Consider the following 13,568-nt stretch of genomic DNA (forward strand, 5'->3'; position numbering starts at 1 on the left):
AATCGCGCGCGGGTCCGCGCTCCCTGTGGCATGTAACGGCCATGCTGCGTGCGCTGATCCTCTCCAGCCGATTTCCCGACGCGGTGCGGCCCTATCTCGGCAATTTCATCCTGCGCCAGGCGGCAGCGCTGGCGGAACGGGACGGCGTCGAGGTTCGGGTCGTCGCGCCCGTTCTGCAATCCACGAGCCCCGCGGGTGTTGGGGTGGACGCTCTGCCCATGCCACCGGAGGAAGATGTCTGGAAGGGCGTGAAGGTCTATTGGCCACACGTGTCCCGCTGGACTCCCGACAGCTGGTCGCGCGAGCTACTGCCGACGCTGCGGCGCCTCCGCGACGACTCTGCGTTCGACGTCATCCATGCCGACTTCTTCTGGCCCGACGGGCCCGCCGTTGCGGCGCTGGCGGCCGCGCTCGACGTTCCGTTGTCGATCAAGGCGCGGGGCGCAGATCTCGACGCCTGGAGTCGCGACGCAGCGGCGCGGCAATCCGTCATCGGCGCGATACGGAGAGGCGGCGGCCTGCTCGCGGTCAGCGCGCGGCTGCGCGACCGCATGATCGGCCTCGGCCTGCCTGCCGATCGCATCTCCGTCCACTATACCGGCATCGATCGCACGATTTTCAAGGTTTCGGACCGGGCGGCCGCCCAGGCCGCATTGAGACTGAAGGGACCGGTCCTGCTGCTGGTCGGCAATCTCATCGCCCGCAAGGGCCAAGCGCTCGCGATCGAGACGCTCGCCCATATCCCCGAAGCGACCCTTCTCCTCGCCGGCGGTGGCCCCGACCGGGAGGCGCTCGAGGGCAAGGCGCGGGCGTTCGGTCTGAGCGACCGTGTCCGGATGCTGGGCCCAGTTCCCCAGGAATTGCTGCCCTCGCTCTATGCGGCGGCCAGCGTCACGCTCTCGCTTTCGCAGGAAGAGGGGCTCGCCAACGTCCAGCTCGAATCGCTGGCCTGCGGCACGCCGGTCGTGGCGACCGACATCGGCGGCGCGCGCGAAGCGATCAGCAATCCCGCCGCCGGCCGCCTCGTCGACGCCGACCCGGTTGCGATCGCCGCCGCGGCGGAGGAACTGGTGCGCCGCCCGCCTGACCCTCGGGACACGGCGGCATCGGCGGATCGCTTCAGCTGGGACCGAAACGCCGAAGAGCTCGAGGAGCATCTCCGGCGTCTGGTGGCCCCGAGGCCTTAGCCGATCGTCTGGCCGGTCTTTTCCCAGTCGGCGAGGAAGGCCTTGAGGCCGTTGTCGGTCAGCGGGTGCTTGACGAGCGCGCGGATCACCGAGGGCGGCGCGGTCATCACGTCGGCGCCGATCTTCGCCGCTTCGAGCACGTGGATCGGATGGCGCACCGAGGCGACCAGAATCTGCGTCTCGAAATCGTAATTGTCGTAGATCATGCGGATGTCGGAGATTATCTGCATGCCATCGAAGCCGATATCGTCGTGACGGCCGACAAACGGCGAGATGAAGGTCGCTCCGGCCTTGGCCGCGAGCAGCGCCTGGTTGGCGGTGAAGCACAAGGTGACGTTCACCATCGTGCCGTCCTCGGTGAGCTTCTTGCAGGTCTTGAGGCCGTCGATCGTGAGCGGCACCTTGACCGCGATATTGTCGGCGATCTTCCGCAGGATCTCCGCCTCGCGCATCATCTCGGCATGGTCGGTCGCGACCACCTCGGCCGAAACCGGGCCGGGGACGATCTGGGCGATCTCCTTCACCACCTCCAGGAAGTCCTTGCCGGACTTGTGGATGAGCGAGGGGTTGGTGGTGACGCCGTCGAGCAGGCCGGTCTCGGCGAGTTCGCGAATGTCGTTCGTGTCGGCGGTGTCGACGAAGAATTTCATGTGATTCGGTTCCTCGGGAAGTGGTTTGCCGCGCTCATAGCGCCACCCCCCTCTCCCGTCACCCCGGCGGCGCCGGCCTCAGGCGAGGATGCCGAACACGCGCGAGAGCAGTGGGTCGCCGGTCGCCTGCGGATCGGCGCGGATCGTCGCTTCCTCGCGGCCGATGGCGCGATAGATGCCGTCGCTGGCCTTCAGCGTGACGTCGCGCTGCAGGCCTGCGAAATCAATGCCAGTCGCCGCGCCGAGGGCGCGCGAGACGATGCCGTTGTCGAGCAGGCGCAGGGCGTTGCCGACGCCGGGCAGCATCGCGTCGAAGATCGCGTTGCCCATGCTGCGCTGGAGATAGGATGTGGCCGCGGTCGATCCGCCGCGGACGATACCGATCGCGTCGACGATGCTCATGCTGCGGATCGAATCCATCACCATCGGCGCCGCGGCATCCGCCGCATCGGCGGCCGCGCGGTTGACGATGCGCAGCAACTGATCCTGCACGGCGCGCGTCCGCAACAAAGCGGCGAGCACGCTGGTCGCTCCGGTCCCGCCGAGCGCGGGCGGCAGCGTCACCCGCGCCACCTCGTCCTGGAAAAAGCCTTCGTCCTGCAGCAGATTGGCGAAGGCGCGCTGCGACGACAGGGTCAGCAGGCGTCGCACCGCATCCTCGACATTGAAGCCGGGAAACGTGGTGCAGCCCGGAAGTGCGAGCAAGGGCAAGGTGAAGCCGGCGCCGATCAGCGCGCGCCGGGAAAGCAACTGGTCCATGAATCAACTCCGATCGTGACGCGTCTCAAACGGTCCCGGCGTCACTCCGTTGCATCTCTCCGCGCTCGTCCTCCGTCGTCCGCCCACCCCAGGGCGCGAGCGCGGCGCTGAACAGGAACCAGCCAAGCATCGTGAGCAGCACGCCGAGGCTGGCGCTGGAGTCCGCGCCTTCTACCGGGCGGAGGAGCAAAAACTGGAGCGGCAGCAGCAACAGAGCGAGCCCGAGCAGGAAGCGATTGGCCATGCCCGGCGCGGGCGTCGCCAGCGTCGGGGTCCGCCACGCCCAGAGCAGCCCGAGGAGCAGGAACAGCCCATCGAGGGCAGGCGCGACCACTGCGAGCGACACTTCCAGCCCGACCCGGTCGTCGCGGACATGGAACGCTTCCGGCCGCGTGCTGACATTGTAAAGCGTGTCGGCGAACATCAACGCCAGATAGGCGACGATCGACCAGCGGACGCGACCGTTCGGGGCGCGCCAGCCGAACCACAGCAAGGCGACGCCGAGCGCCGCCTTCACCGCGGCGAACCAGAAGTCGCCGCCAAGGCCGGCCCCGCCGAAGCGCATACCGAGCAGACCTGCGGCCCACCGATAGCTCCCCCCTTCCATGATGCCGCGGGCAAACGACTGCCACGGCCCCAGGAACAGCAATGTCAGCCAGATCATGACGATGACGTGCACGAAACGTGCGGTACGGTAGCCCATCATTATCCCCCGTGTTCGGCTCTGCGGCCTTTCGGCTGCACGCTAGCCGCAACAGTGAGGCCCCCTCAACCTCGAAATGCAGAGCCTCCAGCACCCGCTCGAGCAGGTGATCGGCATAAAGAGACGGTCATATTGCAATGAGACTGGAATCTCATTATAAGCTGGGAAGATCATCGCTCTGCCGGAGGATCGGATGACCCGCGAAGAGATGGACCGGAAGATGGACGAGCATTTCCGCTTCGAGGCGGCCGACGACGTCGAAGGCGTGCTCGCCACCTTGTCCCATGACGTCGAGCACGACATCGTCGGCACGCCCGCCGGCCCGACCCATGGCCGCGATGCGGCACGGGCCTTTTACGAGGCCTTGTTCACCGATCTCGCCGACAGCCGTATCGAGTGCGTCCGTCGCCTCTATGGCGACGGCTTCCTGGTCGATGAATCGCGGTGGAGCGGCCGTGCGCCGGGCCGGCCGTTCGGGCTGGAAGGCCGCAATCGCCCGCTCGCATTCCGCATGCTGCACGTCCTCGAATTCGCGCAGGACGGCGCGATCCGCCGCGAGAATGTCTGGCTCGATCTGGGCTCGATCCAGCAGCAATTGCCGCAGGCCTGACGTGGCGGATGCCGAACCGACGGGCGCGCGCTCCAACCAGCGCCGCCGCACCCGCAAGGACCTGCTCCAGGCCGCCGCGCGGCTGATGAAGGAAGGGCGCAAGCCGAGCCTCGAGGAGATCGCCGAAGAGGCCTTGGTGTCGCGCGCCACCGCCTATCGCTACTTTCCGGGACTCGACGCCCTGCTGCTCGAAGCCTCGCTCGACGTCGCCGTGCCCGAGCCCGGCGCCCTTTTCCGCGGCGCGCCGACCGACGACCCGGTCGCCCGCGTCGAGATGGTCGACGGCGCGCTCGAGGCGATGATCCGCGCCAACGAACCGGCACTGCGCATGCTCGTCGCCCACACGCTCCAGCCGGGCGAGCAATCGTCCAACCTTCCCGCCCGCCAGAACCGCCGCTCGCCGTTGATCGAGGCGGCACTGATCCCCGTCGCCGGCCAGTTCGTCCCCGCGGCGCTCGACCGGCTCGCCAAGGCGCTCGCGCTCGTCGTCGGCACCGAGGCGCATATCGTCTTCAAGGACGTGCTCCAGATCGACGAGGACGAGGCGCGCGCCATCCGCCGCTGGATGATCCGCAGCCTGGTCGCCGCGGCGCGGAGCAACGCGACCTGATATCGGAGAGACAACAGGTTTCGCGAAATATCGGAAAGCTTGATCTGCATCTAATCCGCCAACATTGCGCGCTTGCCCGAAATGAAAATTGGCTCTTTCACTGGCGCCGTGCTAGGCGAGTGCATCACCTGAATAATCCGCGGGCCCCTCGTGACTGAGAGTCGACAATGCTCTCGCCTGCATAATGATTGGTGATCTTGAAATGGAACAGACTTATTGGCTCAGAAGGGCCCGAACCGCCGCCGGCATGGCCGAGAACGCCGTCTCCGCCGAGGCGCGCCTCGCGCATCTGGACCTTTCCGGACGCTATAGCTTGAAGGCCGCCGCCGAGGCCGCGTCCGCCCGGCCCCCCGGGCACGCGCCGCTCGCCAGCGTCCCGAAGGCAGCCCTCGCCCCACAATCGGATTCCACCCATTACGCCCAGCTGGAAAGCGGCGCGCGCTATCTCGCCGCCAAAGCGAGCAAGGTCGAAGCCGGTATTCATCTGAGGGCCGCCAACCGCTATTATGGCCTGCGCAAGGAGGCCGAGCGCAATGACGAGTGAATGCAACCGGAGCGAGACGCAGCGTTTCGGCGGCACGGTCTCGACCGTCGAGCGCGCTTACCAGCTCGCCGCCACCCCGCAATGCCGCACGCTGACCGACCTTGCCATTCTGCTGAAGCGCGAGGGCTATAGCGGCGTCGACGAGCATCTGCGCGGGGCATCGCTGCGGCGGACTCTGCGCGCTCTGATCGCCAGCCAGGGCGCGGCGGCGTCCCCGGCGCCGCCGGACGATACCGTCGCGACCTGCTGAGCCCTTCCGGAACCGGCCCGAATGACGATATGGGCCGGATCCATGAACCGCGTCCGCGTCATCATCCTCAACGCCGCCTTGGGCCCGCTCGACTATCGCGCGCCGAAGAGCGGGCCGGTCGAGCCCGGCTCGATCGTGGTCGCGCCGCTCGGGCCGCGGCAGGTGGTGGGCGTCGCCTGGGAGCCCGACCGGCTCGACACCGAGGAAGTCGGCGACAACCGGCTGCGCCCCCTTCTCCACGTCTATGACGCGCCGCCGCTTGCCCTCCCCCTGCGGCGGCTGATCGAGTGGACCGCCGATTATTATCTTGCCCCGCTCGCGGCGGTGCTGCGCATGGCCCTGCCCTCGACGAGCGCGCTCGACGGCGCCCGCACCGTCACCGAATATCGCCTGACCGGCCTCGTACCCGACCGGATGACACCGCAGCGCGAGCAGGCGCTGGAGCGGATCGGCGAGCGCCAGGGGCTGGTGCGCGAGCTCGCGCTCGCGGCCGACGTTTCCGACGGCGTCATCCGCGGCCTCGTCAAGGCGGGCGCGATCGAGGCGGTCGAGGTCTCGGTCGACGATCCCTATCCGCGCCCCGACCCCAAATATCACATGCCCAAGCTGGAGGCGGCGCAGCGCGCGGCAGCCCGGACCTTCGTCGATGCGGTCCAGGCCGCGCGCTTCGCCCCCTTCCTGCTCGACGGCGTCACCGGATCGGGCAAGACCGAAGTCTATTTCGAGGCGGTCGCCGAGAATATCCGGATGGGCCGCCAGACCCTGGTCCTGCTGCCCGAGATCGCGCTCACCCAGCCGTTCCTGAAGCGCTTCGCATCGCGCTTCGGCTGCGAGCCGGTCGCCTGGCATTCGGGCCTGCGCCAGTCGCAGCGCCGCCGTGCCTGGCGCGCGATCGCGACCGGCGACGCCAAGGTGGTGGTCGGCGCGCGGTCCGCGCTCTTCCTCCCCTATCGCGACCTCGGCCTGATCGTCGTCGACGAGGCGCATGAGGTGAGCTTCAAGCAGGAGGACGGCGTCCAGTATCACGCCCGCGACGTCGCCGTGATGCGCGCCAAGCTGGAGCAGGTGCCGGTCATCCTCGCCTCGGCCACGCCCGCGATCGAGACCCGCCAGATGGCCGAGATCGGAGTCTATCAAGAGGTCAAGCTGCCCGACCGCTACGGCGTCGCCGAGATGCCCGACATCGCGGCGATCGACATGCTCCAGGATCCGCCGCCGCGCGGCCGCTGGCTCGCGCCGACTTTGGTCAACGAGCTCGAGGAGAATCTGAAGCGCGGCGAGCAGTCGCTGCTGTTCCTCAACCGTCGCGGCTATGCGCCGCTCACCCTCTGCCGCCACTGCGGCCACCGCTTCCAGTGCCCGAACTGCACCGCGTGGATGGTCGAGCACCGGCTGGTCCGCCGCCTCGCCTGCCACCATTGCGGCCATATGATGCCGCCGCCGGCCGCCTGCCCGGAGTGCAAGGAGGAGGACAGCCTCGTCCCCGTCGGCCCCGGCGTCGAGCGCATCGCCGACGAGGTGAAGGCCCTGTTCCCGGACGCCCGCACCGCCATCGTCACCTCCGACACGATCTGGTCGCCGGCCAAGGCGGCCGAGTTCGTCGGCCGGATGGAGGCGGGCGACATCGACATCATCGTCGGCACCCAGCTCGTCACCAAGGGCTATCATTTCCCCAACCTCACTCTGGTCGGCGTGGTCGACGCCGATCTCGGGCTCCAGGGCGGCGACCTGCGCGCCGCCGAACGCAGCTTCCAGCAGATCAGCCAGGTTTCCGGCCGCGCCGGCCGCGGCGAGAAGCCGGGCCGCGTGCTCGTCCAGACCCACGATCCCTCCGCGCCGGTAATCAGCGCGCTCGTCAGCGGCGACGCCGAAGGATTCTATCAGGCTGAGACCGAGGCGCGACGCGACGCCGCCATGCCTCCGTTCGGCCGCCTCGCGGGGATCATCGTCTCGTCGGAAAGCCTGGAGGAGGCGACCGAGACGGCGCGCCTGATCGGCCGCACCGCGCCCCAGGTCGAGAATATGGCGGTGTTCGGGCCCGCCCCCGCGCCGATGGCGATGCTGCGCGGCCGCCACCGCCAGCGCCTGCTCGTCCACGCCGCCCGCTCGCTCGACGTCCAGGACGTCATTCGCGACTGGCTCGGCAAGCTCGACTGGCCGCGCGGAGTCCGCGTCGCGGTGGACGTGGACCCGTACAGCTTCCTATGATGGACCCGATGATCAAGCCGCCCTTGGTGCTGCTCGCCCGCTTTCTGCTGGTCCTGCTTTCCGTCGCCGCTCTCGCAGCTCCGGCGCGCGCCGACGACATTTCCGCCGCCGGGCGCAGCGTCGTGCGCGTCGTCGTGGTCCTGTTCGAGGACGGCGAGGTCGTCGATTTCGCCCACGGGACCGGCTTCGCGGTGGCGCCGAACCGGATCGTCACCAACGCCCATGTCGTCATGCCGGCGAGCGAGAATCCGGACAATGTCTCGGTCGGCGTCGTTCCGTCGGAAGGCGACCAGGCCTATCGCGCGAAGCTGATCTCGATCGATCCCGCCCGCGACCTCGCCCTGATCGAGATGGAGGAAGGGACGGTGCCGGCGGTGCCGCTCTACATGGGCCCGATCAGCGACGGCTCCGACGTCGTCGCCTTGGGCTATCCCGGCAATGTCGACATGGCCACGGCCCAGTCCGCCGACGATTACATCACGCCCGCCGCGCCGACCCGCTCCGAGGGCAATTACTCGAACGAGCGCCGCATTGCCGGCGTCCATGCCCTGCTCCACACCGCCGCGATCGCGCGGGGCAACAGCGGCGGTCCCCTGCTCGACAATTGCGGCCGCGTGATCGGGGTCAACAGCTTCATCACCGCGGGCCAGGACGGCGATGCCCCGTTCGGATTCGCCATCGCCAATCGCGAGCTCGCTGCTTTCCTCCGCGCCGCCGGCCAGCCCTACACCGCGATGAGCAACGAATGCGTCAGCATGTCCGAGCGCCTGCGCGACGACCAGGCGCGCGCGCTGACCGAGGCCGAGCGCCGCCGGACCGAGGGCGACGCCGCCTTCCGCGCCGAGCAGGAAAAGCGCGCCAAGGCCCGCGACGCGGCCGACGACAAGCGCGAGAACCGCGTCGCCATCGCCCTCTTCCTCGGCGTGTTCGGCACGCTCGCGCTGGCCGGCGGCGGCGCTTTGTTGTTCCGCGACCACCGCCGCCCCGCCTACATTGCCGCCGCGATCGGCCTGCTGCTGATGTCGGGCGCCGCCCTCGCCTTCTTCACCCGGCCCGCGCGCGGCGACGTGGCGGCGGAGGAAACAGCTCCGCAAGTCCCGGAGGCGCGATCGCTGGTCGGCGCCAACATCTGTCATTTCGTGCCGGAGCGCAGCCGCGTCACCGTCTCCTCGACCGAGGACGTGCCGCTCGACTGGGGCAAGACCGGCTGCGTCAACGGCCGCACCCAATATGCCCGCGACGGCGAGGCGTGGAGCCGGATCCTCGTCCCCAATGACGAGGCCACAGTCTCGGTCGCCGAGTTCCGCCCCGCGAGCGGCGCCTATGTCGTCACCCGCTACCTCCTGGGCGCGGCCGACATGCGCAAGGTCCGCGGGATGCGCGGCGATGCACCGCCCAAGGCCTGTACCGGCGACACCGCCGCGCTGGCCCGCTTCGCCGACCGCCAGGCCCAGATCCGCGCCGCTCTGCCGCGCCAGCCGCACGAGCGGCTCGTCTATCGCTGCGAGCCGGCGCCGAAGTCCTGATCCTTACTGGCTGCTGTTGGCGTCCGCCTCGGCGACGCCGGTGGCCTCGCGCCGGTCGTCGCTGAGCGTGCCCTTGGCATCGTCGGTATAGTCCGGGTCCGCCGCGCTGTAGCCGAAGCCGCGCAGCCCGACATAGAGCAGGATCGCGAGCAGGATCGCGCCCGCGATCCACAGCCATTTGCTGCCGCGCGCTGGGCGGTCAAACGCGGATTCGTCCGCGGCTCGTGCGCCGATCGCCGGCCCCGCCGTCGTCCAGCGCTCGCGCGCCAGGCCCGCCGCCAACTCGAGATGGACATGCTCGTCGACACGCGCGATCCACTCGGCCGGCACATAATGGGCGGCGCCACCCGCCGTATCGCGCACCCGCAGCCGGCTCGTTTCGACCGCGTCGACCTCGCCGATCATCCCTCCGTCCGAGCCAACGACCTGCATCCCGTTCCGGATGTCGCTGATATGCGCCATTCGCGCCTCCTTTCCCTGTCGGAAGCGCAATGACCCGCCCAATCGATGGTTCCGCGCGCGGACGCTCGGCGGTTGCGAGCCCCGCCCACGCACGATAGCCTCCTCATTGAATCGAGGGGGGAAATTCGATGCTGCGACCATTCCTATTGCTTGCGCTCGCGATGTTGCCAGGGACGGCACATGCGACCTGGAAGGAAGCCAGCTCCAAGCATTTCGTGATTTATTCGGAGGAAGGCGCCGATTCGCTGCGCGACTTCGCCACCCGCCTCGAGCGTTACGATTCGGCGATGCGCAAGCTGCGCGGGCTTGCCGATCATGACCCTGGGCCGGCCAATCGCCTTACCGTCTATGTCGTCTCGGACGTCAATCGCGTGCGACGGCTCGCCGGCGGCGACCGCTTCGTGGCGGGCTTCTACATGCCCCGCGCGTCCAACTCCATCGCGATCATCCCCCGGCGGCTGGGCGCCGGCAGCCGCTACGACCTAGACCCAGAAATTGTGCTGCTTCACGAATATGCGCACCATTTCCTGTTCGAGAATTATGCGGCCGCCTACCCGATCTGGTTCTCGGAGGGATTTGCGGAGGTCCATTCGACGACGCGCTTCGAAAAAGACGGGTCGCTCGGCATCGGCCTGCCGCCCGTCCACCGCGCCTACGAACTGGCGGACAAGACATCGTTTCCGCTGAAGGAAATGCTGGCCCACGGTACGGGCAAGCTCACTACGGATCAGCGCTCGGCGATCTACTCGAGGGGATGGCTCCTCACCCATTATCTGATCTTCGAGCCGACGCGCAAAGGCCAGCTCAACACGTTTCTGAAGGAGCTCAACGCGGGGCGCTCGCCCCTGGACGCCGCGACGCTTGCCTTTGGCGATCTCGACACCCTCGGTCGCGACATCGATCGCTACCTGCGCCGCCGCAAGATGTCATTCATGAAGGTCGCTGCCAGCGCGCTTAATCCGGGCGCCGTCACGATCCGCGAGCTCAGCGCAGGCGAGGACGCGCTGATGGACCTCAAGATTCGATCGCGACGCGGCGTCACACGCGAGCAGGCGCTGGAACTAGTGCCCGAAATCCGCCGCCTTGCGGCCGGGTACGCAAATGACCCCGCTGCCCAGGCCACCTTGGCCGAGGCCGAATATGACGCGGGCAATTTCCGGGAGGCCGAGGCGGCGGCGGACCGCGCGTTGGCGGTCGACCCGAAGGCGATCGACGCACTGATCTACAAGGGGCGGGCACGGATGGCGCTCGCCGGCGACAGTAGCGACGAAGCCGCGTGGAAGGACGTGCGCCGCTGGTTCCTCGCCGCCAATAAGATCGACGCCGACGACCCGGAGCCGCTGATGCTATTCTATCACAGCTTCGCCGCCGCTGGAGCGCGGCCGACCGCCAATGCCGTCGCCGGACTGCTGCAGGCCCATGCCTTGGCGCCGCAGGACCGCAGCCTGCGTATGGTGGTTGCCCGCCAGCATCTGCAGGACGGACGGGTCGCCGAGACCCGCAAGACCCTGGCCCCGATCGCCTACGATCCCCATGCCGGCCGCGCCGGCCAGGTTGCGGCCAACATTATCGAGATCCTCGATAAATCCGACAGTGCCGCCGCGCTCGCCGCCTGGAACAAAGCCGCGACCGAGGCCGAAGACGATAACAAGGCCGACGACAAGGAGTCCTGATTACAAATCCAGCGCCGGCTGGCGCTCGTCGTGCCAGCCTTCGCGCTCGAGCAGGCTCGCCTTGCGCTCGAGGCCGTAGGCGAAGCCGCCGGGGGTGCCGTCGCCGCGGCGGGCGCGGTGGCACGGGATCAGGATCGCGACATTGTTGGCGCCGCAGGCCGATCCCGCCGCCCGGGCCGCGCCCGGCTTGCCCGCCTTTGTGGCGAGCGCGGTGTAGCTGAGGCTCTCGCCCGGCGGGATGCGGGAAAGCTCGCGCCACACCGCCTCCTGGAAGGCGGTGCCCTGCACGTCGAGCGGCAAATCATGCGGCTTTTCGGGCGCGTTCACCGCCGCCACCGTGCGCTGCAGGAGGTCGGCCATCGCCTCCCCGCCTTGCTCGATCGTCGCATTGGGGAAGCGGCGGCGGAGCTCGCCTTCATCCTCGTCGAACGAGAGCCGGCAAATTCCCCTGGCCGTCGCCGCGACCAGCATCGTGCCGAGATAGGTGTCGGCGGTGGCCCAGCGGATCGTCTCGCCGCGGCCGCCGTCGCGCCAGGCCGAAGGGGTCATGCCCAGCCGCGCCTTGGCGTCCGCATAGAAGCGGCCAGGGCCGGAATAGCCGGCATCGTAGATGGCGTCGGTCACGCGGGCTTCGGTCTGCAGGCTGCGTGTCATGCTTCGGGCTCTCCTTCCGCGCGCATATTCGGCCGGCGTGACACCGGTGGCGCGCTTGAACAGGCGGTGGAAGTGGTGGGGCGAATAGCCGGCGGCGGCGGCCAGCACCTCGAGCGAGGGCGGCGCTTCCGCCCCGTCGAGCAGAGCGAAGGCCTTGTCGAGCGCCGCCGCTTCGCGCGACATTTCGTCGGGCTTGCAGCGCAGACAGGGTCGCAGCCCGGCCTGGGCCGCCTCCGCGCCGGTGGCGAAGAAGCGGACATTCTCGCGCTTGGGATGGCGCGCGGCGCAAGACGGCCGGCAATAGATGCCGGTGGTCAGCACGCCGGTGACGAATCGCCCGTCCATGCTGCGGTCGCGCGTCGTCACCGCCCGCCAGGCGGCGTCCGCGTCGATCGGCTGTGAGTCGCGAGTCATAGAGCGATTATCCAGACTTTCGCGCTCCAGCACATCCCCGGCGGCGGCGGATCGATCGGTCCACATGGTCAATTCCTTTCGACGCGTGCCACGAAGCAGCCATAAGCGGCATTGTGGACATGGATGGTGGCGATCTCGGGCCGCCCGAGCAGCGCCTTTATCCGCGCCTCGGCCTCGCCCGGCAGCGCCAGCACGGCCCTGCGCAGCATGCCGGAGGGATCGAAGCCGCGCAGGCTCAGCGGCCGGCCGGCGAATACGGGCGGCAGCGAGTCTTCGAACGAGGCGGGCGCGCCCGCACGCTCGCGCACGTAGATGGCGTAGGCGGTGCGATACGGGGTCGCCACGTCGTGCGACACATGGTTCAGCAGCAGCAGGCTCTCGCCGGGCTCGGCATCCTCCAGCGTCACGCGGCATGGGAAGCCGGGCTTGGCGTCGGCGGTGACGCGCATCACGCCGCGTTCGGCCAGTCGCGCGTCGGGCAGTCCGACCAGCGGTTCGAACGCGTCCGGACTTAGGCCTTCGATGCGGTACATGCGCATTTCCCTTCAAAGTGGAATCATCACTCCACTCCCTTTTGCCTCCCGGCGCCGCGCGGCGCGTCCCGCCGCTTGCGGTCAAAGTGTCGCCCGAGCGGCGGCGGGTTCTTGCATCCCGAAAGGTCCCCTGCTACGGCCCGCGCGACCCATCTAGGGGGGCTCGGGACTCGTCCCATGCAGCCCCCTTTTTGCATGGGATGAAATCCGATCTGGGAGTTTAGGTGCGCGTGGAGAATTCCGGCGGCATTCAGGCAAGTCTGGCGGGTCGTTATGCGACCGCGCTGTTCGAATTGGCCCGCGACGAGAAGCAGCTCGAGACGGTGGGCGGCAGCCTTGCCGCGCTCCGCCAGGCGCTGGCCGACTCGCCCGAGTTCAAGGCGTTGACCACCAGCCCGGTGGTGACGCGCGACGAGGGCGTCCGCACCGCGGCCGCCGTCGCGCAGTCGATGAAGCTCGATCCGCTGACCGGCAACTTCCTCGGCGTCCTCGCCCGGAATCGCCGGCTCGCGCAGCTCGGCAATATCATCCGCGCCTTCAACCAGCTGGCCGCCGCCCATCGCGGCGAGACCACGGCCGAAGTCACCTCCGCCCACCCGCTCGGCGACGATCAGGTCGCCGCGCTGAAGGCGAACTTGAAATCCCGTCTCGGCCGCGACGTCGCGGTTGATCTCAGCGTCGACCCCGCCATCTTGGGCGGGCTCGTCGTCAAGGTCGGCTCGCAGATGATCGACGGCTCCATCCGCACCAAACTGAACACCCTCGCGCAGGCGATGAAAGGCTGA

Annotated in this window: 15 protein-coding genes; 9 read left to right on the forward strand and 6 right to left on the reverse strand. The window is 68.7% G+C overall.

Translation table 11 applies throughout. From position 1 onward, the window contains the following. Window positions 1-41: 41 nt before the first annotated feature. Window positions 42-1,187 carry a glycosyltransferase gene (locus SH591_RS03120; RefSeq protein ID WP_324750477.1) on the forward strand — a complete coding sequence of 382 codons (1,146 nt, stop codon included), beginning with the start codon at window positions 42-44 and terminating at the stop codon, window positions 1,185-1,187. Here the strand turns inward: SH591_RS03120 and fsa are convergent. The 3 genes from fsa to SH591_RS03135 form a co-directional block, all read right to left on the reverse strand. After that, window positions 1,184-1,837, reverse strand: coding sequence for a fructose-6-phosphate aldolase (gene fsa, locus SH591_RS03125; protein WP_324750479.1), 654 nt, complete (start codon window positions 1,835-1,837; stop codon window positions 1,184-1,186). The genes SH591_RS03120 and fsa overlap by 4 nt on opposite strands. 78 nt (window positions 1,838-1,915) lie before the next feature. Further along, window positions 1,916-2,596, reverse strand: coding sequence for a DUF4197 domain-containing protein (locus tag SH591_RS03130; RefSeq protein WP_324750480.1), 681 nt, complete (start codon window positions 2,594-2,596; stop codon window positions 1,916-1,918). Window positions 2,597-2,621: 25 nt separating this feature from the next. Beyond that, complete coding sequence (locus SH591_RS03135) at window positions 2,622-3,302, reverse strand: hypothetical protein (protein WP_324750481.1); 681 nt, start codon at window positions 3,300-3,302, stop codon at window positions 2,622-2,624. A gap of 190 nt (window positions 3,303-3,492) precedes the next feature. Between SH591_RS03135 and SH591_RS03140 the strand changes: the two genes are divergently transcribed. The 6 genes from SH591_RS03140 to SH591_RS03165 all read left to right on the forward strand — a co-directional run bounded on the left by SH591_RS03140 (window position 3,493) and on the right by SH591_RS03165 (window position 9,047). Beyond that, window positions 3,493-3,909: a nuclear transport factor 2 family protein gene (locus tag SH591_RS03140; protein WP_324750482.1), complete on the forward strand. Its 417-nt coding sequence runs from the start codon at window positions 3,493-3,495 to the stop codon at window positions 3,907-3,909. 1 nt (window position 3,910) lies between these two features. Then, window positions 3,911-4,519 carry a TetR/AcrR family transcriptional regulator gene (locus SH591_RS03145; protein ID WP_324750483.1) on the forward strand — a complete coding sequence of 203 codons (609 nt, stop codon included), beginning with the start codon at window positions 3,911-3,913 and terminating at the stop codon, window positions 4,517-4,519. A 247-nt stretch (window positions 4,520-4,766) separates the two neighbouring features. After that, window positions 4,767-5,063 carry a hypothetical protein gene (locus tag SH591_RS03150; RefSeq protein WP_324750484.1) on the forward strand — a complete coding sequence of 99 codons (297 nt, stop codon included), beginning with the start codon at window positions 4,767-4,769 and terminating at the stop codon, window positions 5,061-5,063. Further along, complete coding sequence (locus SH591_RS03155) at window positions 5,053-5,313, forward strand: hypothetical protein (RefSeq protein ID WP_324750485.1); 261 nt, start codon at window positions 5,053-5,055, stop codon at window positions 5,311-5,313. The genes SH591_RS03150 and SH591_RS03155 overlap by 11 nt, the downstream gene beginning before the upstream one ends. 42 nt (window positions 5,314-5,355) lie before the next feature. Then, complete coding sequence (locus tag SH591_RS03160; RefSeq protein ID WP_324750486.1) at window positions 5,356-7,521, forward strand: primosomal protein N'; 2,166 nt, start codon at window positions 5,356-5,358, stop codon at window positions 7,519-7,521. An 8-nt stretch (window positions 7,522-7,529) separates the two neighbouring features. Then, window positions 7,530-9,047 carry a S1C family serine protease gene (locus tag SH591_RS03165; protein ID WP_324750487.1) on the forward strand — a complete coding sequence of 506 codons (1,518 nt, stop codon included), beginning with the start codon at window positions 7,530-7,532 and terminating at the stop codon, window positions 9,045-9,047. 3 nt (window positions 9,048-9,050) lie between these two features. Here SH591_RS03165 and SH591_RS03170 read toward each other — a convergent pair whose 3' ends face one another. Continuing rightward, a complete protein-coding gene (locus SH591_RS03170) occupies window positions 9,051-9,509 on the reverse strand; it encodes a DUF2171 domain-containing protein (protein ID WP_324750488.1) in 459 nt (152 codons plus the stop codon). A gap of 128 nt (window positions 9,510-9,637) precedes the next feature. On the opposite strand from SH591_RS03170, the gene SH591_RS03175 reads away from it, so the two are divergent. Beyond that, window positions 9,638-11,182 (forward strand): tetratricopeptide repeat protein, encoded by a 1,545-nt coding sequence (locus SH591_RS03175; RefSeq protein ID WP_324750489.1) that lies wholly within the window; start codon window positions 9,638-9,640, stop codon window positions 11,180-11,182. Here SH591_RS03175 and ada read toward each other — a convergent pair whose 3' ends face one another. Together ada and SH591_RS03185 are read right to left on the reverse strand one after the other, a co-directional pair. Continuing rightward, the gene (ada, locus tag SH591_RS03180; RefSeq protein WP_324750490.1) at window positions 11,183-12,250 is read right to left on the reverse strand and encodes a bifunctional DNA-binding transcriptional regulator/O6-methylguanine-DNA methyltransferase Ada; all 1,068 of its coding nucleotides are present in this window, start codon (window positions 12,248-12,250) and stop codon (window positions 11,183-11,185) included. 68 nt (window positions 12,251-12,318) lie between these two features. Continuing rightward, a complete protein-coding gene (locus tag SH591_RS03185; protein WP_324750491.1) occupies window positions 12,319-12,783 on the reverse strand; it encodes a DUF1203 domain-containing protein in 465 nt (154 codons plus the stop codon). A 230-nt stretch (window positions 12,784-13,013) separates the two neighbouring features. Between SH591_RS03185 and SH591_RS03190 the strand changes: the two genes are divergently transcribed. Further along, the gene (locus SH591_RS03190; RefSeq protein ID WP_324751319.1) at window positions 13,014-13,568 is read left to right on the forward strand and encodes a F0F1 ATP synthase subunit delta; all 555 of its coding nucleotides are present in this window, start codon (window positions 13,014-13,016) and stop codon (window positions 13,566-13,568) included.

Origin of the sequence: Sphingomonas sp. LY54 (assembly GCF_035594035.1) — a bacterium.
Classification (GTDB): Bacteria; Pseudomonadota; Alphaproteobacteria; order Sphingomonadales; family Sphingomonadaceae; genus Allosphingosinicella.

Bases quoted from the DNA above. Each gene is read 5' to 3' on its own strand.
- fsa (WP_324750479.1), bottom strand. From the start codon at position 1,837: ATGAAATTCTTCGTCGACACCGCCGACACGAACGACATTCGCGAACTC.
- SH591_RS03120 (WP_324750477.1), top strand. From the start codon at position 42: ATGCTGCGTGCGCTGATCCTCTCCAGCCGATTTCCCGACGCGGTGCGG.
- SH591_RS03140 (WP_324750482.1), top strand. From the start codon at position 3,493: ATGACCCGCGAAGAGATGGACCGGAAGATGGACGAGCATTTCCGCTTC.
- SH591_RS03165 (WP_324750487.1), top strand. From the start codon at position 7,530: ATGATCAAGCCGCCCTTGGTGCTGCTCGCCCGCTTTCTGCTGGTCCTG.
- SH591_RS03130 (WP_324750480.1), bottom strand. From the start codon at position 2,596: ATGGACCAGTTGCTTTCCCGGCGCGCGCTGATCGGCGCCGGCTTCACC.
- SH591_RS03155 (WP_324750485.1), top strand. From the start codon at position 5,053: ATGACGAGTGAATGCAACCGGAGCGAGACGCAGCGTTTCGGCGGCACG.
- SH591_RS03150 (WP_324750484.1), top strand. From the start codon at position 4,767: ATGGCCGAGAACGCCGTCTCCGCCGAGGCGCGCCTCGCGCATCTGGAC.
- SH591_RS03135 (WP_324750481.1), bottom strand. From the start codon at position 3,302: ATGATGGGCTACCGTACCGCACGTTTCGTGCACGTCATCGTCATGATC.
- SH591_RS03160 (WP_324750486.1), top strand. From the start codon at position 5,356: ATGAACCGCGTCCGCGTCATCATCCTCAACGCCGCCTTGGGCCCGCTC.
- ada (WP_324750490.1), bottom strand. From the start codon at position 12,250: ATGACTCGCGACTCACAGCCGATCGACGCGGACGCCGCCTGGCGGGCG.
- SH591_RS03175 (WP_324750489.1), top strand. From the start codon at position 9,638: ATGCTGCGACCATTCCTATTGCTTGCGCTCGCGATGTTGCCAGGGACG.
- SH591_RS03185 (WP_324750491.1), bottom strand. From the start codon at position 12,783: ATGTACCGCATCGAAGGCCTAAGTCCGGACGCGTTCGAACCGCTGGTC.
- SH591_RS03170 (WP_324750488.1), bottom strand. From the start codon at position 9,509: ATGGCGCATATCAGCGACATCCGGAACGGGATGCAGGTCGTTGGCTCG.